This window comes from Maricurvus nonylphenolicus (genome assembly GCF_042854845.1).
GTDB classification, from domain to species: Bacteria; Pseudomonadota; Gammaproteobacteria; order Pseudomonadales; family Cellvibrionaceae; genus Maricurvus; species Maricurvus nonylphenolicus.
On sequence record NZ_AP031498.1, the window covers coordinates 1159550 to 1183932 of the forward strand.

The 24383-nt window shown below is 48.8% G+C and carries 21 protein-coding genes; 17 read left to right on the forward strand and 4 right to left on the reverse strand.

The features are described 5' to 3' along the window. Window positions 1-5 precede the first annotated feature (5 nt). Window positions 6-530 (reverse strand): SRPBCC family protein, encoded by a 525-nt coding sequence (locus tag ACGHZ6_RS04890; RefSeq protein ID WP_390617691.1) that lies wholly within the window; start codon window positions 528-530, stop codon window positions 6-8. Window positions 531-660: 130 nt separating this feature from the next. Here ACGHZ6_RS04890 and ACGHZ6_RS04895 point away from each other — a divergent pair, with 130 nt between their 5' ends. Then, window positions 661-1686 (forward strand): AraC family transcriptional regulator, encoded by a 1026-nt coding sequence (locus tag ACGHZ6_RS04895; RefSeq protein ID WP_390617692.1) that lies wholly within the window; start codon window positions 661-663, stop codon window positions 1684-1686. Here the strand turns inward: ACGHZ6_RS04895 and ACGHZ6_RS04900 are convergent. After that, window positions 1640-3004, reverse strand: coding sequence for an NAD(P)/FAD-dependent oxidoreductase (locus ACGHZ6_RS04900; protein ID WP_390617693.1), 1365 nt, complete (start codon window positions 3002-3004; stop codon window positions 1640-1642). The genes ACGHZ6_RS04895 and ACGHZ6_RS04900 overlap by 47 nt on opposite strands. A 117-nt stretch (window positions 3005-3121) precedes the next feature. Beyond that, the gene (locus ACGHZ6_RS04905) at window positions 3122-4486 is read right to left on the reverse strand and encodes an NAD(P)/FAD-dependent oxidoreductase (RefSeq protein WP_390617694.1); all 1365 of its coding nucleotides are present in this window, start codon (window positions 4484-4486) and stop codon (window positions 3122-3124) included. 262 nt (window positions 4487-4748) lie between these two features. Between ACGHZ6_RS04905 and ACGHZ6_RS04910 the strand changes: the two genes are divergently transcribed. From ACGHZ6_RS04910 to ACGHZ6_RS04940, 7 genes are all read left to right on the forward strand, one after another. Further along, entirely contained in the window at window positions 4749-5561 is an 813-nt protein-coding gene (locus ACGHZ6_RS04910) for an outer membrane lipoprotein-sorting protein (protein ID WP_390617695.1), read from the forward strand. Between the two features lie 17 nt (window positions 5562-5578). Next, window positions 5579-6811 carry an ABC transporter permease gene (locus ACGHZ6_RS04915; protein ID WP_390617696.1) on the forward strand — a complete coding sequence of 411 codons (1233 nt, stop codon included), beginning with the start codon at window positions 5579-5581 and terminating at the stop codon, window positions 6809-6811. Then, the gene (locus ACGHZ6_RS04920; RefSeq protein ID WP_390617697.1) at window positions 6808-8061 is read left to right on the forward strand and encodes an ABC transporter permease; all 1254 of its coding nucleotides are present in this window, start codon (window positions 6808-6810) and stop codon (window positions 8059-8061) included. Before ACGHZ6_RS04915 ends, ACGHZ6_RS04920 begins: the two co-directional genes overlap by 4 nt. Window positions 8062-8142: 81 nt before the next feature. Further along, window positions 8143-8826: an ABC transporter ATP-binding protein gene (locus tag ACGHZ6_RS04925; protein WP_390617698.1), complete on the forward strand. Its 684-nt coding sequence runs from the start codon at window positions 8143-8145 to the stop codon at window positions 8824-8826. Next, window positions 8804-10120 (forward strand): hypothetical protein, encoded by a 1317-nt coding sequence (locus tag ACGHZ6_RS04930; protein WP_390617699.1) that lies wholly within the window; start codon window positions 8804-8806, stop codon window positions 10118-10120. The genes ACGHZ6_RS04925 and ACGHZ6_RS04930 overlap by 23 nt, the downstream gene beginning before the upstream one ends. Window positions 10121-10234: 114 nt before the next feature. Further along, on the forward strand, window positions 10235-11002 hold the full coding sequence (locus ACGHZ6_RS04935; RefSeq protein WP_390617700.1) for a hypothetical protein: 768 nt from the start codon (window positions 10235-10237) through the stop codon (window positions 11000-11002). 224 nt (window positions 11003-11226) lie between these two features. After that, the gene (locus tag ACGHZ6_RS04940; protein WP_390617701.1) at window positions 11227-11970 is read left to right on the forward strand and encodes a substrate-binding periplasmic protein; all 744 of its coding nucleotides are present in this window, start codon (window positions 11227-11229) and stop codon (window positions 11968-11970) included. 302 nt (window positions 11971-12272) lie between these two features. Here ACGHZ6_RS04940 and ACGHZ6_RS04945 read toward each other — a convergent pair whose 3' ends face one another. Continuing rightward, window positions 12273-13307 (reverse strand): AraC family transcriptional regulator ligand-binding domain-containing protein, encoded by a 1035-nt coding sequence (locus ACGHZ6_RS04945; protein ID WP_390617702.1) that lies wholly within the window; start codon window positions 13305-13307, stop codon window positions 12273-12275. 322 nt (window positions 13308-13629) lie between these two features. Between ACGHZ6_RS04945 and ACGHZ6_RS04950 the strand changes: the two genes are divergently transcribed. From ACGHZ6_RS04950 to ACGHZ6_RS04990, 9 genes are all read left to right on the forward strand, one after another. Then, window positions 13630-16113 (forward strand): TonB-dependent receptor, encoded by a 2484-nt coding sequence (locus ACGHZ6_RS04950; protein ID WP_390617703.1) that lies wholly within the window; start codon window positions 13630-13632, stop codon window positions 16111-16113. A gap of 117 nt (window positions 16114-16230) precedes the next feature. Beyond that, a complete protein-coding gene (locus ACGHZ6_RS04955) occupies window positions 16231-17808 on the forward strand; it encodes a class I adenylate-forming enzyme family protein (RefSeq protein ID WP_390617704.1) in 1578 nt (525 codons plus the stop codon). 194 nt (window positions 17809-18002) lie between these two features. Continuing rightward, window positions 18003-18869 (forward strand): citrate/2-methylcitrate synthase, encoded by an 867-nt coding sequence (locus ACGHZ6_RS04960; protein ID WP_390617705.1) that lies wholly within the window; start codon window positions 18003-18005, stop codon window positions 18867-18869. Continuing rightward, on the forward strand, window positions 18869-19315 hold the full coding sequence (locus ACGHZ6_RS04965) for a MaoC/PaaZ C-terminal domain-containing protein (protein ID WP_390617706.1): 447 nt from the start codon (window positions 18869-18871) through the stop codon (window positions 19313-19315). The genes ACGHZ6_RS04960 and ACGHZ6_RS04965 overlap by 1 nt, the downstream gene beginning before the upstream one ends. Before the next feature lie 20 nt (window positions 19316-19335). After that, window positions 19336-20511 carry an acyl-CoA dehydrogenase family protein gene (locus ACGHZ6_RS04970; RefSeq protein ID WP_390617707.1) on the forward strand — a complete coding sequence of 392 codons (1176 nt, stop codon included), beginning with the start codon at window positions 19336-19338 and terminating at the stop codon, window positions 20509-20511. Window positions 20512-20532: 21 nt separating this feature from the next. Then, window positions 20533-21669, forward strand: a complete 1137-nt coding sequence (locus ACGHZ6_RS04975; RefSeq protein ID WP_390617708.1) for an acyl-CoA dehydrogenase family protein — start codon at window positions 20533-20535, stop codon at window positions 21667-21669. A 35-nt stretch (window positions 21670-21704) separates the two neighbouring features. Then, window positions 21705-22166, forward strand: a complete 462-nt coding sequence (locus ACGHZ6_RS04980) for a MaoC family dehydratase (protein WP_390617709.1) — start codon at window positions 21705-21707, stop codon at window positions 22164-22166. A 44-nt stretch (window positions 22167-22210) separates the two neighbouring features. Continuing rightward, on the forward strand, window positions 22211-23128 hold the full coding sequence (locus ACGHZ6_RS04985) for an SDR family NAD(P)-dependent oxidoreductase (RefSeq protein ID WP_390617710.1): 918 nt from the start codon (window positions 22211-22213) through the stop codon (window positions 23126-23128). A 63-nt stretch (window positions 23129-23191) separates the two neighbouring features. Continuing rightward, a complete protein-coding gene (locus ACGHZ6_RS04990; RefSeq protein ID WP_390617711.1) occupies window positions 23192-24373 on the forward strand; it encodes an acetyl-CoA C-acyltransferase in 1182 nt (393 codons plus the stop codon). The last annotated feature ends 10 nt before the right edge of the window (window positions 24374-24383 follow it).

Consider the following 24383-nt stretch of genomic DNA (forward strand, 5'->3'; position numbering starts at 1 on the left):
CCTCTTTACTGCTTGATGGGGTTGGAAGCTTGCCAATCGCTTTCCAGTTTTTCTCTCAGTTGTCGCATTACGATAACGGATATTGGTTGAACCTGAGCGGCCAACATGGCGAGTGCTTGTTGTTCGTCAGGGTTACGGGGGACGGGGTAATATTCCAGCGTGCGTGTTAATAAGGTGCCGTCGATGGTTTCGTGCAGCTGATACTGAATGCTGCCGATAATCTGTTGTGAGGTAAATTCCACCTTCCACAGCGAAGGGGCCTGTACTGCTACTACCTCATAGTTAAAATCAGCATCTGTGTCGTTGAGAGTGACCACTTCAGAAAATCGCTGCCCCAGCTGCAACGAGCCTCCCGGCGTCTTGGCCGATTTGGAGTAGGGATACCAGTCATGCCATTTGTCCGGTTGGGTGATGTACTGATACACCAGAGCCAATGGGGTTTCTATGTGCACACGGTTGGTGTTCTGCTCGGCGATAGTTGTCACGCTTGTGAATAGCAACAATGCCGCAGCTAATGTCTGTTTAAGCATACCAGTGTCCTTTCCGCGTTAAATTGATGCTCGTTAGTATCCTTATCCGCTCAAAAGCTGGCTATAACACCTGTGACCAGGATATGATACTTTCGGACATTTCGACGAATAGGCAGGCCAAATTAGGGTTATGATTGACTGGCAAAGACTAAGAGATACCGCCGGAGTATCGATTCTTCTGGAGGTTGGCGCAGAGCTGGGGTTAAGCCAGGACCAGTGCCTGTCCGGCACGCAGATTGTGGCCGATGAGCTGGAAAATCCGCTGGCCAGTATTTCCGTCTGGCAAGAGTTGACCCTTATTCGCAATATTCAGGAATTTCGTGGCAGCGACGAGCAGTTGGGGCTGATGGTTGCCAAGCATTGTATTGCTTCAGCCATGGGCATGTTCGGACAGGCGCTGGCCACCAGTGATAATCTTCAGCAGGTCTGGGAGTTAATGCAGCGCTACCAATTGCTGGGTTTGGCCTTTAGCCGCTTTGAGTTTTCCACAACCAAAAAGCAGCTGTGTCTTACGCTGCACGATTTCGAAATGCCCGCAGATTGTCAGCGCTTTTGTGAAGAGCGCGGTATGGGGGCTTGCCTGGCGCTGTTTTCCGATCTGATAGGCGACACCCTGGTGCCAAAGGCGGTGACCATGCGTCTGCCTCCACCCAGTGAGCCGGCTATCTATCACGACTTTTTTGGTGTCGATGTTCAGTTCAACGCAGCACAAACGACGATCATATTCGACCGTGCCATCGAAAATACACCCTTGCCAAACGCCAATCGCAAGTTACATCTGGCGAGCATTCGCTACTGTGATGAAGTGATTGAATCGCAAATTACTCCAATGACCTATGCGGGTCGCGTGCGTAGTATTTTGGAAGAGCAAAACCTAAAGCTGGACTTGGAAGAGGTTGCTCAACAATTTGGTATAAGTAGCCGACAACTGCGCCGGCAACTGACAAAAGAGGGCGTTAGCTTTCGAGAGCTTCAGCTGACACTGAAGTTTGGTCGTGCACAGGCATTACTGGAATCGGGCATGTCGGTTAGCCAGGTTGCATTATCATTGGGGTATGCAGACCTGGCGAGTTTTTCCAGGGCGTTTAAAAAAAGGGTAGGGCATTCGCCTAGCTTTTTTTCAGACCGCGCTCATCCCACCAGTCCCAAAGTTTAAGGCCGGCATGCAGTGTTTTACCGCCCAGGTAAGAGAGCGTATCGCCAGGCAGTGGAATGGCTTTACGATTAACAATCCAAAAGTCGGTTAATTCGGTTTTATCACCATTGAGCAAGTCTGCGATGGTTCTGCCATTCAAGTGGGTCAGTGATACACCGTGACCAATACAGCCGGCGGCGTAAATCATGCGTTCATCATCAAGAAAACCAATCTCCGGGGTCATATCCAGGTTTACAGATACCGGGCCGCCCCAACGATAGTCTACACGCACATTTTTGAGTTGCGGGTAGATCCATTTCAAATGATCTTCGCATTGTTGCCAGATCTTGGGGGAAAAGTCTTTATCCATACACTCATTGCCTGGGGCAAGCACATCGCCCCCACCCATGGTAATACGCCCATCAACCGTGGGGCGGAAGTAGTGCACTAATTGGCGGTTGTCTTCAAAAGATTGCTGTTGTTCCCAGCCGATGCTCTTCCATTGTTCTTGCGTTAATTGCTCAGTGACAATCTGATAGGTCCACAGTGGTATCTGTTTGTTTTTCAGTTTACGGGCACCGTTGATGTGACGGGAGTAAGCATTGGTGGCCAGCACAATCTTATCGGCGGAGATTTTGCCTTCTGCGGTATGAGTTACAATATGTGAACCATTGCGGTCTATACCCGTTACAGGGCTCATTTCGTAGATTTCTACGCCAGCAGAGAGTGCCAGGAGTTTTAATTCACGAACCTGTTTGCAAGGGTTCAGAATTCCCGTTTCTGATTCATACATACCACCGAGGAAGCGCTCGGAGTTGAACTCCTGTTGTAATGCGTCTTGTGTATACCAGCGCATGTCATCGTCGATGCCCAACTTCTGAAACAGTTGATAGGTTTCTTCAACACGTTTTAGCTGTTGTTTGCTGTAGCTAATACGAAACATACCCGTATGTTGGTAGTCGGACTGCAGTTCGTGTTCCTCTACCATGGTTTTCAAATGACTGACGGCTTTTTGCATATAATGATGGGCATCAACCATGCGTTGTTTACCCCAGCGTAATACCGTCATTTCCGGATCAATGCCAAACAGCTTCATATTGAAGCCGCCGTTACGACCGCTGGCGCCAAATCCAATCACAGCACTTTCCAGAACAATGACACGGGCATTGGGGTTGTCCTGCTTAAATTGCCAGGCGGTATTGAGACCTGTAAACCCACCACCAATAATGACTACATCGGCTTGGGTTTCTCCGGCGAAAGACGGATTAGGTGTGTAGTCACCGTAGCTTCGTAGCCAGAATGATTTCTCTTCAAAGAGTGATTGGTTATTAACTGTCATTACCGGTTCCCATATAGAGTGTATAGGTCATAATTTACGGCAGAGAAGGCGGCAGAGCATGACCATTTCAGACACATAATTGATAGTTGTCGTCACGACCTGTCTGATTAAGACAATTTAGCTTCTTTTCAGACCACGCTCATCCCACCGGTCCCAAAGTTTAAAGCCGGCATGAAGTGTTTTAGCGCCCAGGTAAGAGAGTGTGTTGCCTGGTTGTGGAATGGCTTTACGATTGACAATCCAAAAGTCGGTTAATTCGGTTTTATCGCCATTAAGCAGGTCTGCAATAGTTCTGCCATTTAAATGTGTAAGGGATACGCCGTGGCCAATGCAGCCTGTGGCGTAAATCATGCGCTCATCATCCAGGTAACCAATTTCAGGTGTCATATCCAGGTTTACAGAAGTCGGACCGCCCCAGCGGTAGTCTATGCGCACATCCTTGAGTTGCGGGTAGATCCATTTCAAGTGGTTTTCACAGTGCTGCCAAAGCTTGGGGGCAAAGTCTTTATCCATACACTCATCGCCTGGGGTAACCACATCGCCCCCGCCCATAGTAATGCGCCCATCAACGGTGGGGCGGAAGTAGTGCACTAACTGACGGTTATCCTCAAACGATTGCTGTTGTTGCCAACCGATACTGTTCCATTGCTCTTTACTTAAAGGTTCAGTCACAACCTGATAGGTCCACAGTGGCATTTGTCGGTTTTTCAGCTTGCGGGGCCCGTTGATATGACGGGAGTAAGCGTTGGTGGCCAGCACAATCTTGTCGGAGGTGATCTTGCCTTCTGCGGTTTGGGTTACAATCTGTGAACCGTTACGGTCAATGTCGGTTACAGGGATCATCTCGTAAATTTCTACCCCGGCAGACAGTGCCAGACGTTTTAATTCTCGAACCTGCTTGCAAGGATTCAGAATTCCCGTTTCTGATTCATACATGCCGCCGAGGAAACGCTCGGAGTTGAACTCCTGTTGCAGCTCTTCTTGAGTGTGCCAGCTCATGTCATCATCGATGCCCAGCTTCTGAAACAATTCATAGGTTTTCTGGCAGCGTTTTAATTGTTGTTTGCTGTAGCTAACACGGAACATGCCAGTATGGCGGTAGTCGGACTGCAGATCGTGCTCCTCTACCATGGTTTTCAAATGCTTGACGGCCTTTTGCATATAATGATGGGCATCAATCATGCGTTGCTTACCCCAGCGCAATACCGTCAATTCCGGTTCCATGCCAAACAGCTTCATACTGAAGCCGCCGTTGCGGCCGCTGGCGCCATAGCCAATAACGGCTGCCTCCAGCACAATCACCCTGGCATTGGGGTTGTCTTGTTTGAATTGCCAGGCGGTATTAAGGCCGGTAAATCCACCGCCTATAATCACCACATCAGCTTGGGCTTGGCCGGCGAAAGGCGGGTTAGGCGTATAGTCGCCGTAGCTTCTTAACCAGAATGATTTTTCTTCGAACAGTGATAAGTTATTAACAGTCATAGCCGGGCCTCAGATGGGGTGAATGGTATTAATCTACGGCACTGGTGGTGAGGCAGCATGACCATTTCAGACACATAATTGACAGTAAACGCCATGGTTTGTCTGAATAAGCCAATTTGGTATAGCAGTGGGCAAGTTGGGGACTGGAGCAATCAGCAAGGTGCTGATCCAGCTCAATGATTGCCTGATTATGAGGGTAGAAATGTCCCTATATAACCGTTATCGTTTGTTTAGCTAAAGACGAGCAGTCAAGGAGCATACGGTGATTCAGTGGTGGTCTATCATTTGGCGTATTGCAGTGCTGGGTATGATATCTGCAGCAGCTTATGCACAAGATTCAACGACGTCCGAAGAGTCTATTTCAGTGTCTGTGTCTGTGTCAGTGTCAGCTCAGGAGATTGTGGAAAAGTCCATCGAGCACTGGCGCGGCCTGAGTTCCTATTCAGAGATGACCATGACCATCAGTCGCCCGGACTGGCAGCGCAGCGTCTCAATGAAAGGCTGGACCCAAGGTAACGAGCAGACGCTGATTCGTATCACCGCCCCGAAAAAAGACGTTGGCAATGGCACTTTGCTGCGGGGCAATGCCATGTGGTCCTACGCTCCTAAAATCAACCGCGTGATTAAGATTCCTTCCTCCATGATGGGACAGAGCTGGATGGGCTCAGATTTCTCCAATAATGATGTGGCCCGTTCCGACGATATCATTGATGAATACACACATCGCTTACTGGATGTTGAGCAGCAGAGCGAGCATCAAGTATATCGGATTGAGTCTATACCGCTAGAGGATTCGTCTGTGGTATGGGGGCGCGAGGTTCTGCATATTCGCGATGACTATGTGCTTTTACAACACCAGTTTTATGATCAGGATGATGTTTTAGTTAAACAGCTCAATACGCTCAAAGTCACCGTTATGGACGGCCGTAGTGTGGCGCAACAGCAGCGTATGGAAAAGCTGGAAGCGACTGATGAGTGGACCGAAATCCTGATCCATAAAGCCGATTTTGATGTCACTATCAGCCCGCATCAATTCACACTTTCCAATCTGCGTAATCCTCGCGACGGTCAATAACCAGGGCGGCAATAGCAATGCTGAATCTCAAACTGGCTTGGCGTAATCTTTGGCGGCACCCGCGCCGTACCTGGTTAACCATTGCTGCCATGGTATTTTCCAACGTGCTGCTGGTATTTATGATCAGCATACAGTTTGGTATGTACCACCGCATGATCGATAACACACTGCGTTTAATGAGTGGCCACATGCAGGTGCAGGCCGAGGGCTATCAGGATCTGCCGCGCATTCATAAGGTGGTAACTGGTGTAGTGGCACTAGCCGAAGAATTACGCCAGCTAAACCCAGAGCAAGTCAGGGTTGCTGCGCGGGCCCAGGGCTTTGCCCTGGTGTCCAGTGAAGAGCGCAGTTATGGGGCCATGATTATGGGGGTTGAGCCTGCCTTTGAACCACAGGTATCAAACCTGCCGGGTTTGGTGAAGCAGGGGGATTATCTTGTGCCCGATTCAGACGACCAGGTAGTCATAGGGGCGGCACTTGCACGTAATTTACGGGTATCGGTGGGGGATGAATTAACTCTATTGGGCTCCGGGCGTGACGGTTCCTTTGTCGCCGATGTGGTTTATGTTCGGGGTGTGTTTGACAGTGGTGTTGCTGATCTCGACCGCAACGTGATCCATATGCCAATGCAGCGTTTTCAGGCATCGTTTGCCATGGGGGATGCGGGCCACAGTGTGGTCATCATGAATCACGATGTCTATCGCCTGGAAACTCTCAAGGCAGAACTTCAGCCCGCTTTAGCTGAGCATCCTCAATTACGTTTACTGGATTGGCAAGAGCTACAGCCCGGATTACGCCAGGCCATTATTGCTGACATGACCAGTGCCTGGTTTATGTACGGCGTGTTAATTATTTTGGTGGCTTTTAGTGTGCTGAATACACAGTTGATGTCGGTGCTGGAGCGTACCCGGGAGTTTGGTATTGTGCTCTCGCTGGGGTTAACACCGGCGCGCTTGGGGCGACTGGTGATGCTGGAAGCGTTTTTAATGGCCGCGCTGGGTTTTGTTTTGGGTATCGCTCTGGGGGTTGCCTTGGTGGCTTACCTGAATGTTAACGGTTTTAGTATTCCCGGTATGGAAGAGGCCATGGCACGCTATAACCTGCCTACCCATATTTACCCTTCCCTCAATGTGTGGGTGTTGGTGTTGGGGCCGGCGATAGTTTGGCTTGGCTGCCTGTTAGCCTCTTTTTATCCGGCGTTGCGGTTACAGTTTTTACATCCCATCGAAGCCATGAGGAGCAGCCAATGAATCACTCCTGGCAAGTGGTGTGGATTTTGGCCTGGCGCAATTTGTGGCGTAACCATCGCCGCACGTTGATTATGCTGGCGGCTATTGCTGTAGGTGTATGGGCCATGATTTTTATGACCGCGATGATGCGCGGCATGGTTGACGATATGGTACGTGGCAGCACTCAGACGTTGTTGGGCCATGTGCAGATGCATCATCCGGACTATATTGATGACCCCAATATCGTCAACAGCATTGAGCCGCCTTCTCCTGCCTTGGAAAGCGCCTTATCACAAGCCGTGGCAGATAAAACGGTGAAGGCTTGGACCACCCGTGTACGTGTACCGGCTGTTGTTTCAAGTGAGCGAGAATCAACCGGCATTACCCTGGTAGGCATAGACCCCGAAGCCGAGCGCCCGCTGTCTTTTATCGGCGACAGTATTGATGATGGACGTTACCTTGAAGGCGTAGATGACCGCGGGGTTATTCTCGGTGCGCGCCTGGTGGAAAAACTGGAAACCAATCTGGGCAAGCGCGTTGTGCTGATGAGCCAGGACCCGGATAACGAGGTGGTGGATCGCGGTTTTCGTATCGTCGGTATTTATCGCAGTGATCCGTCCGCCGTTGAAGAGCAGTTTGCCTTTACCGGCCGTGCGACAGCACAACGGTTTTTACGTATGGGTGATCAGGTATCCGAGCTGGAAGTGTTAGGTCAGGATTATCGGCAGGCGGACTTACTGGCCGAGCCTTTGCAGGCGTTGGTTGAGCGTGAGAAGTTGAATCTTGAAGTGCTAAGTTGGCCCCAGCTGGATAGTTACTTGGGGTCTATGTTGCCCATGATGGACGGCTTTGTGTTTATCTGGATTGTGGTTGTGTTTACCGCGCTGTCGTTTGGTTTGGTCAATACACTGGCTATGGCGGTATTTGAACGCGTGCGTGAGATTGGTTTAATGCAAGCGCTGGGTATGCGGCCAGGTGCGATCATGGCGCAGGTGTTATGTGAATCGATTTTATTGTTGGGCCTGGGATTAATTATTGGCAATCTGACCGCCTGGTTAACGATCGTGCCCCTGCAATCGGGTATTGATATTTCCGTCGTCGCCGAAGGAATGGAAATGGCAGGGATGAGCAGCGTCTTATACCCGACGTTATTAGTAAAAGATATGTTGCTGGCAACCGTGGTGGTACTGATCTTGGGGGTGGTTGCGAGCTTGATACCGGCCTGGCGCGCGGCTCGGTATGAGCCCATAAAAGCGTTAACCAAGATATAGAAGGAAGCGTTAACCAAGATATAAAAAGCAGCGTTAACCAAGATATGAACATAAAACAGAAACAATGATGAGGCTGATAGCATGGGTGCAGTAACCTGTCAGGGATTGGTCAAACGCTTTCAGCAGGGGGATCAAACCATTTATGGTTTGGACCATGTTGATCTGACGATTAAAGAGGGCGGCTTCGTGTGCCTGTCCGGCCCTTCCGGTTCCGGTAAAACGACCTTGCTCAATGCCATCGGCGGATTGGATAAACCGGACGAGGGCAGTATTACCATCGCAGGGCGTTCTATTGATGACCTGAGTAAAGGTGAGCTGGCCAATATGCGCCTCAATACCATTGGTTTTGTGTTTCAGGCTTACAATTTGATCCCTGTACTCAGCGCACGGGAAAATGTTGAATTTGTTATGCAGGTACAGGGCGTCAGTGCAGCCGAGCGACGTCGTGCAGCCGATGATATTTTACGTGAGGTTGGCCTGGAAGGTATGGAAGATCGCCGGCCGGCGCAACTATCCGGCGGGCAGCAGCAGCGGGTAGCCGTAGCCCGCGCAATTGTGTCCAAGCCCGCGCTGGTGTTGGCTGATGAACCCACGGCCAATCTGGATTCTCACTCTGCTGAACAGTTAATGGATTTGTTTGTATCGCTTAACGTCAATCATAAGGTCACCTTTATTATCGCAACCCACGATACCCGGGTGATGGAATACGCCCAGCGATTGATTCGCATGGTGGATGGAAAAATTGTTGAAGATCAGCGTCGCTAGCGAACGAGCAAAACCCCGTTTTTATCGCACACCCGTTTTTGTATTGGGGGTGATATGTGCACTGGCGACAACAGCAACCCTGGCAGACACCGTAAGTGGCCACTTAAAATATCGCGCCCAGGCGGCCCATTACCCGGATGACTCTCTGTTTCGGCAGCTCGGTGAGGCACAGGCCTACGATCACAGCGCTGATTTACGGTTGCAGTGGTCGGCACAGCAAGGTCAGTGGTCAGTTCAGGTGGATTATCAATTGCTGGGCATTGCGGGGGATGGCGTAGACCTGGCAAAGCAGCTGGCGGTAACGGGAGGTGCAGCGAGTACCTTAACCGTGGCCGGTTCCAGTGGCTTTCCCGATGACGACCGCCGCCTGTTTGATTTAACCCACCGTTTCAGTGATCAAGACCGTCATATCCTCTTACACCGCCTGGATCGCGCCCATATTACCTATACCGGCCAACAGTCTGTGTGGCGCCTGGGCCGCCAGGTACTTAGCTGGGGCAACGGTTTAATCTATAACCCAGTCGATTTTTTTAATCCGTTTGATCCCGCCGCAGTTGATACCGAATATAAAACCGGCGATGACATGCTCTACGGCCAGTATTTATTTAATAACGGTGATGACCTGCAAGGTGTTTATGTCGCCCGCCGTGATGACGAGCATGATGTCACCAGAGATGTTGCCTCCACCGCACTGAAATATCACGCCTGGTGGGGAGAGCAGGAGTGGGACCTGTTGATGGCCGAGCATTATGATGAATCCATTGTTGCCATGGGCGTTGCACGGGATATTGGTGGTGCAGTATGGCGTAGCGATGTGATGGCGGTAGATGCCAGCGATCATTGGACCTGGTCACTGGTCACCAATCTGAGCTATTCCTGGCGCTGGTGGGATAAAAATATCAGTGGTGTGGCGGAGTACTATTACAACGGCTTTGGTGAAACCGGCGATCAGTTATCCACAACGGATCTTCTGGAAAATCCCGCGTTACGTGAGCGATTAACACGTGGGGAGTTATACACAACCGGCCGACAATATATTGCGGGTTCGTTAACCATAGAGATGACGCCGTTGTTGAATTTTCGTCCAGGTGTATTTGTTAACCTCAGTGATCAATCCAGTTTATGGCAATGGGTTGTGCAGTATGACCCTTCACAAAATATTCAAGTGCTAGGCTCATTGAATATTCCTATCGGCCCTAGTGGAACAGAGTTTGGGGGTGTTGATCTTGAGCCCGGCAATCTACAGCTATCACGGGGGCTGAGCGCGTCGATACAGCTGGGTTGGTACTTCTAATTGTGCTCAATAAATGAGCCAAAATCTAATTGGTTCCAAAATCCAAAATCATGGTAAGCTTGCTCGCTTCCAGTCAACGAATATCCAAGTAGCATTCGAGAACAATAAAAAAATATGAGTGAGAAGTACGTCGCCATTCGCTTAAAATCTATACATCATGGCGAAGAAAGGTTCAGTGCAAAGGGATGCACAATAATTAACTCGCGCATGGAAAAGCGTGAACCCGCGCTCAAGAATATTACCGACGCCTTATTTGACCTGGGGCTTGATTACGAAATAGACAAACACAGCCTTGTGTGGTTTTTGATCGACGACGATCAGAGCGCCGAAGAGCACCTTTGTTACGTCGATATCGAAGTCGCCTTCGAAGCCTGTTGGTACGAGGCAGAGAAGGCACGTATTCGTGGTTATACGGGTATCCACTATTACGATGCCTGTGTCGAGCTGGCCAAGGGTTTTACCTTAAAAGATCAAACACGCCTGATCAGCGATGCCAAGGTAGAAAAAGCCCCAGAGCCTGAAGTTGTTGCTGGACAAGAGCAGGAGCCGCAAGCCCAGGAAGCTCAACTACCGGAACCACAAGCCCAGGAAACTCAAACTCCGGAACCACAGGCACAAGAAGCACAAACTCCGGAACCGCAAGCTCAGGAATCGCAAACACCGGAACCACAAGCAGAATCTCAGCAAGACGTACAGCCTGAAGCGCAACCAGAAGCCGTACAGCTTGCCGCTGAACTCAGAACTGAATTCCAGTTAGATATTGAGCATCAGATTGAAGCGAGCAAAAAAGCAGCCGTGGTTAAGCTGGAGACTAAAAAGTCTGCGCCAAGAACCAAGCGTGTGCCAAGTCAGGCTGCTGAGGCTCAGTTAGAGCTGTTCTAATTTTAGCCTCTTCTGTATGTAGGTTATATCAGCCCCTGTTTTTATGGCCTGATTATCATTCCTTATTTCGTAGGACTGATCTTCAGTTCTTGGGTTAGGTTCTTAAAGCCCCAGTAATGGTCTAGGATAGGTAATATGACCATGAGTTGTATTGGGCTATTACCTTGAAGGCATTCCTGGCTATTTGTTTATCTCTCACATGTGTTGTACTTGGCTCCACATGTGTGGCAGAAAACCTTTTAAACGATACGTCTCCACAAATTCTACGTTTTGCTTCTGGTACTCAGAGCTATCCTTTTACTTATATTGAAGATGGCGAAGAGCAGGGGATATACAAAGATCTGCTCGAACTTGTAGCTACAGGTTCTCCTTACCGGGTGGAAGTTGCTGCCTATCCCGCCGGGCGTGTCATTACGGCGCTAAAAAATGCTGAGATTGATCTCTTCCCTCATTTTGAAATGGGCGAAAATATAAAATTCAAAGATATTCCTAATACCGTGGTTTGTGAGGAACCGCTGTTTTCAGTCAAAATGTCACTGTTTAGTCTGGCTCCGGTAAAAAACTCCACCACCAATGCAGGCACTAGTAACGTTGGTTGGATGCGCTACCACTATGTGGATGTCGAACGATTTTCTGAGTATATCCCCTTTGAGGTTAATTTCCTGTATGCGCACTCTTATCCTCAGTTAGCCAAAATGTTATTGGCCAACAGAGTCGATTACGTTATTTCCTCGGTACCCAATTTTTATGCGAGCTATAAAGCACTGCAGGGTGATGCTGAAGTTATAGAAGAGAATATATTTCCCTCGGCGACGGTGACATTGGGATTTTCAATGAATGCTCTGGGTGATAAAACTGAGGTCATTAGCCAGCAGTTTTGCAGGCAGGTAGGGCGGCTGCAAGACAGTGGCAGTATTGACAAGATCATAGCCAAATACAGCAAACTCAAATACTTCAATAAACCTTGAATTTTCCACCTCACCACCAACACGCCATACCCGTGAAAACGGGTATCCAGTTTGATGGCACGCACTAAATCTATTGCAGTGATCTAGTTAACCCTAAGTACTAAAGAACTGGACTTTATCACTCAATAAACCCTAAATTTACCACCTCACCACCAGCACGCCATACCCGTGAAAACGGGTATCCAGTGTTATGGCACAGACTAAATCCATTGCAGTAAGCTAATTAACGTTAAGTGCTAAAGAGCTGGACTGCATCACTCCGTACCCCTGGATTCCCGTTTTCACGGGAATGGCAATTAGGGTTAGTTCATTAAATCCATGAAGCTCAAATCAGTTGCTTTGTTTTCTCGGTATTCACTAGGCGACACACCCTGCCAACGCTTAAACGCACGAGTAAAATTACTGGTATCAGAAAACCCCACCAAATAAGAAATCTCACAAATCGACATATGCTGCTGCTTTAAATGATCGCAGGCAATATCCTTACGTACGGAATCATACAGCGCTGAGTAGGAGGTATTTTGCTTAGCCAGTTTACTTTGCAAATTATTCACGCTCATATTCAACTGTTGTGAAATCAGCTTTTTGGATATATCCCCGGATGACATCAGTTCAAGCATTTTGCCTTTTACCAAGCGAGCAATATCGGAGCGGTCCAACAGGGTCAAGTATCTTTTGGCCAGGTTATCGTTATAGTGCGCCAGTTCCGGATTGGCGCCTGCTAGTGGGGCTTGCATCTCCGCCTTGTTAAAACTGAATACCGCTTGGGGGTGGCCAAAGCTTACCTGGCTGCGAAAAAACTCAGAAAACTGCTCGGCTCCCTGGCTGGGAAGTGGGCGTACCAGTTCTACCCTGTTGGGGTGCAAACTGTTTTTATAGAGCGATCGCATTAAACGAACGATAAAGCTAAAAGCCGTATCCTGGGTTTCGTAACAGGCAACAGCTTCCATGGCGATAACCAGCCTTACCTCTGTGTCGGTTTCTTCCACGTGGAGATGGCCTAGTTGCGAGACGATATGGGCATAACGTTTTAGACGCAGGAGCATATCCCACAAACTATTGCTGGCAGTGAGCGAACATCCTACCGCGTGAAAGTTAGCAATATTCAGATAGCGGGATGCCGAAAGTCCAAAGCACTGATCGTCAGTAGCTTTCACGCAGGCATCAAATAAACGGCTGATATTGTCGTGGGGCAAACGGTCCAGAGGATCGTTTTTAGGGCGTTGTTCAATACCGGCAGACTGCAACAGCTTGTCGGCATTTAAACCTTGCTGTTCTATCGCATTGGCAATACCAAGGACATACCCCCCCATGGTGGTCAGTTGAGATTGCAACATGCTGCCTCCCGTAGCTGATAGTCTGCCTCTGGTCATCATAGTGACAACCCACTGGGTCGAAATGACCACTACAACTTATCACAGAGGTTGACTGCCTAACTAAGCCAATTCCTACCCTTGGGTTAACCAAAAACATCAAAATGCAGAATATCGCCTGTGAGTGATTCGGACAGGCGCTTTAATGAAATTGACCTGTCGCCCCAAACACATTCCGATAGCCTATTTGCTCGCACGACTAAAACTATTAGCAAAATCCATTAAATGCACCTTCAGTTCACCAAGGTGCACTCAAATCATAATAATCTTGACAGGGCGTGAGAGCATGAAAATCGCAAAAAATACATTATCTCCTTTAAATACGGGGCTATTTACCCCACTTCTTCTAGCTTCAGCCATTACTTCAGCTTCGGAGCGATTTATGCTGGAAGAAATCATTGTAACCGCACAGAAGGTACCAGAAAGTCTACAGGACGTACCTATTTCCATGTCGGCTGTTGATGGCCAAAAGATCGCCGATGCGGGTATCAACAACTTACAGACCTTATCCGCCAGTGTTCCTGGTTTGCAGATTGGTACCGGGGCGATCAGTCAGAATATCTTTATCCGTGGTATAGGCTCTGGCAGTAATAGGGGTTTTGAGCAGTCGGTGGGTATGTATATCGACGGCGCCTATATGGGACGTAGTTTGCAATATCGCTCACCGTTTCTTGATGTAGAACGTGTTGAAGTGTTGCGCGGGCCACAAGGGGTTCTGTTTGGTAAAAATACGGTAGCAGGTGTAATTAATATTACCACGGCGTCTCCTTCTCCTGGTGATGAAACCACGGGTAAAGTCAGCGTTGAATATGAGCCGGAAACAGATACACAAGTTTATAACGCAATGTTTAATACGTCGTTGACGGATAACTTGGGTGCTCGTGTGGCGCTTAAGTACCGTGATGCTGAAGGCTGGGTTGATAATGACTTACTGGATAGTACTGAGCCGGACAATGAAGAGACCAGTGCTCGCGTAACCTTAGCCTGGTATCCCACGGATGATATCAGTGCAACCTTAAAGCTCTCTCATTCCGATATGAACAGCTCTGGTACGCCTATGGTTCTGAATGCTGCTGGCCCTGTGACGACAAATCCGGCTGAGCAGGCTGCATTATCTGCGTTTGCTCCGTATTTATATGGTGCTCTGGATTCAGCCTTCCCGGAAGCGGCGGGTTATGCAGGTAAAGATTTCAGTTGGTATAAAAACGGCAATTCCATGCGTCACAAAGAAGGTATGGAGTTGGAAACGAACGGACTGGTGTTGAGTGTTGATTGGAGCTTCGATAATTTCAGTTTGGCATCAGTAACGGCGTATTCGGATTATGAGTACATTAATGGTGTTGATGGGGATTTTGGCCCATTAACGTTTATTAGTGCCGGCGGCGAGCAGGAGTTTGATCAGATTAGCCAGGAGTTTCGTTTTACAACAACGGATGACGGTCCTGTAAATTGGACAGTGGGCGCCTACTTTGAAAAGCAGTCCTTGAAGAATGATGGTTCTGTAGGTGTTGATACTTCGTTGGGGCAGCCTGCTTATATTGATGCGGCAACTGGAGGGTTTGGATTTACGAGTTTAGCTGCTGCTCTGACGGGTGGGGCATATGGTGTGGATAGCATTTACCGTCATGGTCTGTTTGAGCAGGATGCTGAAACGGCTTCGGCGTTTGCTCAGGCTACCTGGGAGATAACGCCGGAAGTCCGAGCAACCCTCGGTTTGCGTTATGCCGTTGACAAGAAAACAACGGATAAAAGTGTAGTCTTCACCGATGATATTCTGGGCTCTAATCGTTCGGATGCAGATCCGGATGGGCATATTTTTCAGGCCGCGCTTGAAGGCCTATGGACAAACTATGGTACCTATCGCCATAACTTCAATAATGAGAAGCGTAAGTCTGAAAACCTGACACCGGGCTTAAATATTGAGTGGGATCTGAGTGAAGATGCCATGGTTTACTTTAGTTACTCTGAAGGTTACAAGAGCGGCGGGTTTAATGCCGCCGATGATATGGCTGTTATTGATTCTACGGGTGATGGGGTGGGTGATACGCCCACTGACGATTACGAGTATGAAGATGAAGAGGTTAAAACCTTTGAGATCGGCGGTAAATTTACGCTTGCAGAAGGTTCTATGCGTTTGAATTGGGCGCTGTTCCATACCGAATACACTAATCTGCAGGTTACCTCTTTTAACGGCACCAGCTTTACAGTGGGTAATGCAGCTGCAACTACTATTGAGGGGGTGGAAGCTGATTGGCAGTGGCAGGCTTCTGAGTATTTGAACGTGAGTGCGAACATCGCTTACCTGGATTACGCTTACGACGAATACGATACAGCGTCCTGTAGTGTTGAGGCACAGCTGGTCTATGTTCAGTCTACGGGCTTGCCTGCCTCTGGTTGTACGGCAGACCTGTCTGGTGAAACTGGCACCTTTGCGCCAGAGTGGAGTGGTGCGCTGGCTCTGCAATATGAACGGCCTGTTGGAGATGCGTTAACCTTGCAGGTGGGCGCGGATGCTAACTATAAAGATGAGTACTACACAGATGATGACCTCAATGACGCAAGCCTGCAGGATGCTACCTGGAAGTACAATTTGCGAGTAGGCCTTAAATCCTTGGAGAATAACTGGGAGCTTATGTTGTTTGGTAACAACGTGACCGATGAGCAAACCTTAACGGCTAGTCAGGATGTGCCTTCGGCGCCCGGTATGCGTATTGGTTATGTCGATGAAGGTCGAGTTTGGGGGCTGCGCGCTACCTATAATTTCGAATAGCGTAATTTCGAGTAGCATAGTTTCGAATAATAGACCTTCGAGTAATTGTTATTTCTCTCGTATTTGCCCTCGCGCTTGCTTGCAGGCCGGGGGCTTTCTGTTTTGTGGGGGCGTCAAATGAATATCGATTTTAGTGAGTTGTTTGAAAAACTGGTCAGTCATTACGGTGACAAGGAGGCGTTGATAAACCTTGAGCGCAATCGGCGCTACAGTTTTACCGAATTACATCGGCTCAGTAACCGTATAGCCAATATGATGCGCGACAAGCTACAGCTTAAGCGCGGCGATTGTTACCTGAGTATTTTAGAAAACGATAATCTAAGTTTATTGCATTTGTGGACTTCACTGAAGGCAGAGGCGACCTCGGTATGGACCAATTATCGTGATTCAAAGGCGGAGCACAATCGTCAAATTGAGTTAACACGACCGAAGGTGGTGTTTATTGAAAGAGCCTTGCTGGATGAATATGCGGATATGTTATCTCGGCACGAGGTGGTGGTGGTTTGTATGGATCCTCCTGGCGCTAAGCACTCAAAGGTGTATGACTTTTGGGCTCTGCTACAAAATGTCAGTGATCGGGTTCCCGGCGTTGTACTGAATGACCGTGAGGATACTGTTCTATTGCGCTTTACTGGAGGCACTACAGGTAAGGGTAAGTGTGCCGCTTATACGCTGGATAACTGGATGCATGCCTGTGATGCCTATGGATATTTACCCGATGTACTCTTTACAGCAGATACCCGTTATCTGCACATAGGTCCGATAAGTCACGGTTCTGGTATACAAATATTGCCAACCCTGCTTAACGGCGGGTGTACGGTGACGATGAATACGCCGGATCTCAATGCCTGGGGGCGTTACGTTCATCAGGAGGCCATTACTACTAGCATGATGGTTCCCACCTTGCTCTACCGGTTATTGGATAGTCCCACGGTTATGTCCAGCGACTTATCCTCTCTGAAGACTGTGGTTTATGGGGCCGCACCTATGGCGCCGAGTAAACTCGAGGCGTTGCAGGCACAATTTGGTAATCTGTTTGTGCAAGTCTACGCGGCCACTGAAAATCTGGCGCCGGTGACTTACCTTGACCATAAAACCCATCAATGCCCGGATTCTACCAGGCAGGACGTGATTCTAGCCTCCTGTGGTAAACCTACCCCGAGTGTTGAAATAAAGCTTGTCGACAACCAGGGGCAAGCTGCAGCAGTAGGTAAGATTGGCGAAATCTGGATTCGTTCACGCTCGACGATTACTCAATATTTCAATAACCCGGAGGCGAGTGAAGCAGAGTTTACTGATGGTTATTGGAGATCCGGCGATCTCGCTCGTCGTGATGAAGAAGGGTATCTCTACATCGTCGATCGTTGTAAAGACATGATTATCAGTGGTGGCTTTAATATTTACGCCTCAGAAGTTGAGGCCACGATCAATGCCCATCCTGCCGTAACCATGTCAGCGGTGATTGGTGTCCCCCATGAGGAGTGGGGTGAGGTGGTCCACGCCGATGTTGTGCTAAAGGAGTGGTGCAGCTGTGATGCGGCAGAGCTGCAGGCTTATGTGAAGGAAGCTCTGGGTGGTTACAAAGCGCCGAAGTCGATAGATTTTGTTAATGACTTGCCATTAAGTGCCGTTGGCAAGGTGCTGCATCGTCAGGTGAAAGAGCGCTATTTTTCTCGTCAGGTAGAGGCTGTTTAGGCCTCTACCTCTTCTGTTTACATCCCTCAAAGCCCTATTTGGGAGTCTGCCATTACGGGAATGTTTTGGCTAAGTCGAAGTACTGTTTCTAACATTCATTGTTTTTCCCGATCACTGCACATTACACCTAGCGTTTTGCGTTAGTCGAAGTGCAGTAGACGTAGCTAAGTGAACCTTGAAGAGAAGGAAAGAACATGACAACCAAGAAGAGAAGATCGCTTTTTTCATTCCTGAAAAACAATGATTGGAAGCAATACTGGACAACAAAAATCAGTACTGTAAGCCAGGAAACGGGAAACTCAATTGTTAGGGGTTACCCTCTGTGTGACATTATTGAAAGTAATATGTCATTTGCAGAACTGGTATTTCTAGTTCTAAAAGGTGAGCTGCCGAACGAAAAGCAGAAAACCATGGTTAATGTTCTGCTGTGCTCAATTGGTGATTATGGCTTTAACAGTATGGTTTCTGTACCTGGGCGTACGATTACCTCTGCTTCACCTGATTCACCCATGCCTGGTATTGCTGCAGGGTTATTATCATTGGGCCGAACCTATGTGTCACCACAATATGCCGGTGAGCTGCTGGAACAGTCCTATGCAACTATGAAAAAAGAAAACCTCAGCGTAGAAGAGATCGCCGATCGCGTTGTACGTGAATATACCGATCGTGGTGAGGCGATTCCGGGTTTGGGGCATCCACTATATAGAAGTGATGATTTACGGGCAGAAAGCCTGTTAAAAGTTCAGCATGAACTGGATATTTTTGGTGAGAAATCAGAAATTTACGAAGCAATTCGTGTTCGTGCAGAACAAGAGTTTGATCGTGAGATCTCTCTTAACTGGCCTGCACGTGTTGCCTGTATTGGTGCCGAACTGGATATGGCGCCGTTTGAATATACTGGCATTGCCGCTATTGCTTATATGCCTGCTCTGATTGCTCATATTCAGGAAGAGGTCACTGAAGGTGTACCGCTTCGCATTATACCTCCCATTATTAATGACTATACCGGTGTCCCAGAGCGTCCATTACCAGAACGCTTTGTAAAGGTTGGTGCTAAGTAATGGCTGCCAAGTATTTTGAAGAGTTTATCGAAGGTGAGGAATACACCACACCTTCGCGAACTGTATCGGAAGCCGACATTGTGATGTTCAGTGCCTTGTCCTGGGACAACGCCTCCATGCACACCGATGAGGAATACGCCAAGCAGCAACCCTTTGGGCAGCGTATTGCCCAAGGATTGTTAGTGATGTCGATGTATTCTGGCCTTAAGCAAAAGCTGGGTATTGTTGATGGTACCACCATTGGCTTTCTGGGAATGGAAGTGAACTTCCCTGGACCTGTCGTAATTGGCGATACCATCACCGCAAAAATTTCAGTGGCGGAAACACGTCTTACCAGTAGGGGCGACCGCGGTATTGTGACATCGCGTTTTCAGATAATTAATCAGCGTGGCGAAGTGGCCGTAGAGGGTACCGAAAAGCTGATGATTATTTGTAAACCTGAGTGAATAAAAGGTAGGTAAGGACTATGCATACATCCTTCTCAGATGAAGAGTTAGCGTTCCGCGATGAAGTCAGAGCCTTTATGCGCGAAAACTTCACGCCTGATCTCGCTCGCCGTCTTGCTTGCGACAAAACTTTTAAAGATGCCCAGGTCGAGTGGGAAAAGAAGCTTTTCGCCAAAGGCTGGATTGCCCCGAATTGGCCGGTTGAGTACGGCGGTACGGGTTGGACTGTTGCTGAAAAGTTTATCTTTGAATCCGAGCGCTCCGCTGCCGGTGCAGCGGATGTGATGCCATTTGGTTTGAAGATGTTGTCTTCGGTCATTCTGGGTTTTGGCAGTGAAGCGCAAAAACAACGCTTCCTGCCCAAAATTCTCAGCAGTGATGAGTGGTGGTGTCAGGGATATTCCGAGCCGGGTGCCGGTTCGGATCTGGCAGCACTGAAAACCAGTGCTGAACTGGATAACGGTGAGTATGTGGTTAATGGCCACAAAATCTGGACCAGTTATGCCCACTATGCCGATTGGATTTTCTGTTTGGTGCGTACCAGCAAGGAAGCCAAAAAACAGCAGGGTATCAGTTTCCTGTTAATTGATATGAATACGCCGGGTATCACTGTTAAACCGATTGTATCTATCGATGGTCGTCACACCTTAAACGAAGTTTTCTTTGATGATGTGCGTGTGCCGGTTGAAAACCTGATCGGTGAGCCGGGTAAAGGCTGGACCTATGCCAAAGCACTATTAACCCATGAGCGTTCCATGGCTGGTGTGGCAGATTCCAAGCGTGATATGCGCGAGATCCGTGAATGGGCCAAGCAGGAAATTAACGGCGGCAAGCCGTTGCTTGAAGATCCTCTGTTCCGCAAGCGTTTAACCGATGTGGAAATTGATTTGATGGCTTTGGAATATACCGAGCTTCGCACGCTGGCCAAAGCCATGAAAGGGCAGGGCCCGGGTACCGAGTCTTCCATCCTGAAAATCAAAGGCACCGAGATTCAACAGGCCATGCAAGAACTGCGTATGGATCTGGCGGGTTACTACGCAGGCATTGTGCCGGGTGAACTCTCCCCAGAAGACACAGGCCATGAGTTTGGTAGCTCTGCCCGTGAGAAGTATATGTACGGCCGTGCATCAACCCTCTATGGCGGTTCCAATGAAATTCAACGGGGCATTATTGCCAAGTTTGTTTTAGGTCTTTAATCCGCCCAGGAGTAGATAAGTATGGATTTCGATCTTACCCAAGAGCAACAAATGCTCAAAGACAGTGTCTCGCGTTTTACGCAAGAGACGTATGACTTTGAAATACGACGCAAGATTGTCGAATCTGATAAAGGTACCAGCCAGGAAATCTGGTCACAGTTTGCCGAGCTAGGTTGGCTGGCGGTGCCATTTCCTGAAGCTCAGGGTGGTATGGGCGGCAGTGCGGTTGACCTGATGGTACTGATGGAAGCCTTTGGTAAAGGGCTGGTTAGCGAACCATTTGTTACCAGCGCACTGTTGTTCGGTGGCCTGTTAAGTCAGAGCAATAACAGCGACAAATTTCTCAATATTATTGAAGCGCTTATTGCCGGTAATCTGCACGGTAGCTTCGCGTATCTGGAGCGTCAAAGCCGATTTGAGCTTTTTGATGTAAAAACCACGGCCAAGCGTCAGGACAATGCGTTTATTCTTAATGGTGAAAAAACCGTTGTATTTAACGCTCAAAACACTGACAAGCTGATTGTGCTGGCCAGAACCGGTGGCAGTCAAACCGATGAGTTAGGTGTGTCTTTGTTTTTGGTTGACCGAGATGCCGAAGGGATTTCCCTGACGCCTTACCAGCTGATGGACGGCCAGAAGGTGGCCAACATTACCTTTAATAACGTGGTTGTGTCTGAGCAGGCTGTGGTTGGTCATATTGATCAAGCCGCAGGCTTGGTTAAGAAAGTGATCAACCATGCCCGGGTTGCCATTTGTGCCGAAGCGGTTGGCACTATGGAAAAGCTTTACACCGCGACCGTAGAGTATTCCAAAATCCGTAAGCAGTTTGATACACCTATTGGTTCCTTCCAGGTGTTGCAACACCGTATGGCCGATATGTTTATCGAATATGAGCAAGCTAAATCCCTGTTGTTCCGAACCGTGTGTTCTATGGATGAACAGAGTGATGAGATTGAAAAGAACATTCTCGCACTGAAAACCTTGATAGGTCGTATCGGCAAAAAGATTGGCGGTGATGCTATCCAGATTCACGGCGGCATGGGGGTCACCGATGAGTTGGATATTGGTCACTATGTCAAACGCCTGATGACCATTAATACCACGTTTGGTGATATGGATTACACCCAGCAGCGTTTCGCTGATTATCTACTGGGTTAATGAGATAAAGATATAAAGATATAAAGAGATTGGTAATGACTACAACGATTAAGAAAGAAGATATTGAAAAGTACATTGGTCACCAGGCTGAACCTACGCCGTGGCACACCGTTGATCAGGATCAGATTGATCAGTTTGCCGAGTGTACCCTGGATCGTCAGTTTATTCATGTTGATCCGGAAAAAGCCAAAGACTCACCGTTTGGCTCCACCATAGCCCACGGTTTTTTAACCCTGTCGATGCTGTCGCATTTTGCTGAGAGTTACAGCCTGGTGATTGAAGGCATCTTTATGGGCGTTAACTCCGGTTTCGATAAGGTACGTTTTCTGGCACCGGTTAAAGTCGGCAGCCGTATTCGCGGCCACGCCAAGTTCCTTTCCATCGACGAGAAAAGTCCAGGCCAGTACCGCATCAAAGCGGAAGTAACCGTTGAAATTGAAGGTGAAGACAAGCCGGCTCTGATCGCCGAGTGGATCAGTATTCAGATGGTCGCCTGATTATCTACAGAATGACATAACAGATTTAACGTTGAGAAAATACTATGACAATTAATTTAGACGGCAAAGTTGCCATTGTTACCGGTGCCGGTAATGGCCTGGGGCGTTCCCATGCGCTGGCTTTAGCCGCACGTGGTGCCAAGGTTGTTGTGAACGAACTGGGTGGCGATCGCACCGGTGTAGGTAAATCTTCTGCCCCTGCTGAAGAAGTGGTCAAGCTTATTACTGAAGCGGGCGGTGAAGCTTTTCACCACGGCGCCAATGTAACCAACTACGCCGAAGTTGAGGATATGGTTCAGCAGACCATGGATAAATGGGGCCGGGTCGATATTCTTATTAACAACGCCGGTATTCTGCGTGATAAGTCGTTTGCCAAAATGCCGCTTGAAGATTTTCAGGCCTGTGTCGATGTGCATTTGATGGGCTCGGTAAATTGTACCAAAGCCGTTTGGGGGATTATGCGTGAGCAGGAATACGGTCGCGTGGTGATGACTACCTCCTCCAGTGGTATGTACGGTAACTTCGGTCAGGCTAACTACGGTGCCGCCAAAATGGGCGTGCTGGGCTTGATGAATACGCTGGTACAAGAAAGTGCCAAGTACGATATTGCCATCAACGCCCTGGCGCCAACCGCAGCCACGCGTATGACCGAAGGCTTAATGCCGGAAGACTTCACCAAGCTGTTATCACCAGAGGCTGTGACTGCTGCAGCGGTGTATCTGTGTTCTGATCAAGCGCCTAACAATACCATTCTGTGCGCCGGCGCTGGCGGTTATGCCGTTGCAGCCATGTATGAAACCGATGGCATTTTCCTGTCACCTGAAGAACAAAATCCAGATGTGATTGCCGAGCGCTGGGATGAAATTACCGATACCAGCAAGAATGCAAAACTGGCATCCGGTGCAGAACAAAGTCAAAAGTTTGTTTTAAAAGCCCTGGCGGAATTGGAAGCGCAAAGCTGATAACCGGCAATCGACTCAATCCGGGGTTGTGTGCCCCGGTGATTTACTTGAAAGGAATATTCCATGAAAGAAGCAGTAATCGTATCCGCAGCGCGCACGCCCATCGGCAAAGCCTATCGCGGTGCATTTAATAATCTGGAAACCCCATCGTTGTCTTCTTACGCTGTTGAGGCGGCTATTGCCCGTGCCGGTATTGAAACCGGTGAGATTGATGACTGTATTTTTGGTGCTGCTATTCAGCAGGGTTCGCAGGGTGCTAACCTGGGCCGTCAGGTTGCACTGGCTGCTGGTCTGCCGGTAAACGTTGCTGGCATGACGGTTGATCGTCAATGTTCATCCGGTTTGATGTCCATTGCCGCCGGTGCAAAACATATTATGGTTGATGGTGCGCCAGTTGTACTGGCCGGTGGTGCTGAATCTATCAGCCTGGTACAGAACGAGCATATGAACCTGCACCGTATGGTTGACCCAAAGGTAATGGCCAACTCGCCCAATATTCATATGCCGATGCTGGATACCGCCGAAGTGGTAGCCAAGCGTTACAACATTTCTCGTGACGCGCAGGATGAATATTCTCTGCAATCCCAACAGCGTACCGCCATTGCGCAACGTGACGGTTTGTTTGACGACGAAATCGTACCGGTAACCGCCAACAAACTGGTGATGAACAAAGAAACCGGTGAGACCAGCGAAGAGCAGGTGACGCTGACTAAAGACGAAGGCAACCGTCCAGAAACCAGCATTGAAGGTTTGGCTGGATTAAAAACCGTGCGCGAAGGCGGCACCATTACCGGTGGTAATGCCTCGCAACTGTCTGACGGTGCCGCAGCCGTGGTGATGATGGATGCGCAATTAGCGCAGCAACGCAATATCGAACCGCTGGGTATTTATCGCGGTATGAGCGTCGCCGGTTGTGAGCCCGATGAAATGGGTATTGGTCCCATCTACGCGATTCCCAAGTTGTTAAAACGCCACAACCTGACCATGGATGATATTGGTCTTTGGGAATTAAACGAAGCCTTTGCCGTTCAGGTTCTGTACTGCCGCGACAAGCTGGGTATCCCCAATGAAAACCTCAATGTGAATGGTGGTGCAATTTCTATTGGTCACCCCTATGGCATGAGTGGCACACGTATGGTGATGCACGCGCTGATGGAAGGTAAACGTCGCGGTGTGAAATACGTAGTGGTCACCATGTGTATTGGCGGTGGCATGGGCGCTGCTGGCCTGTTCGAAGTGGTATAAATTCAACGAG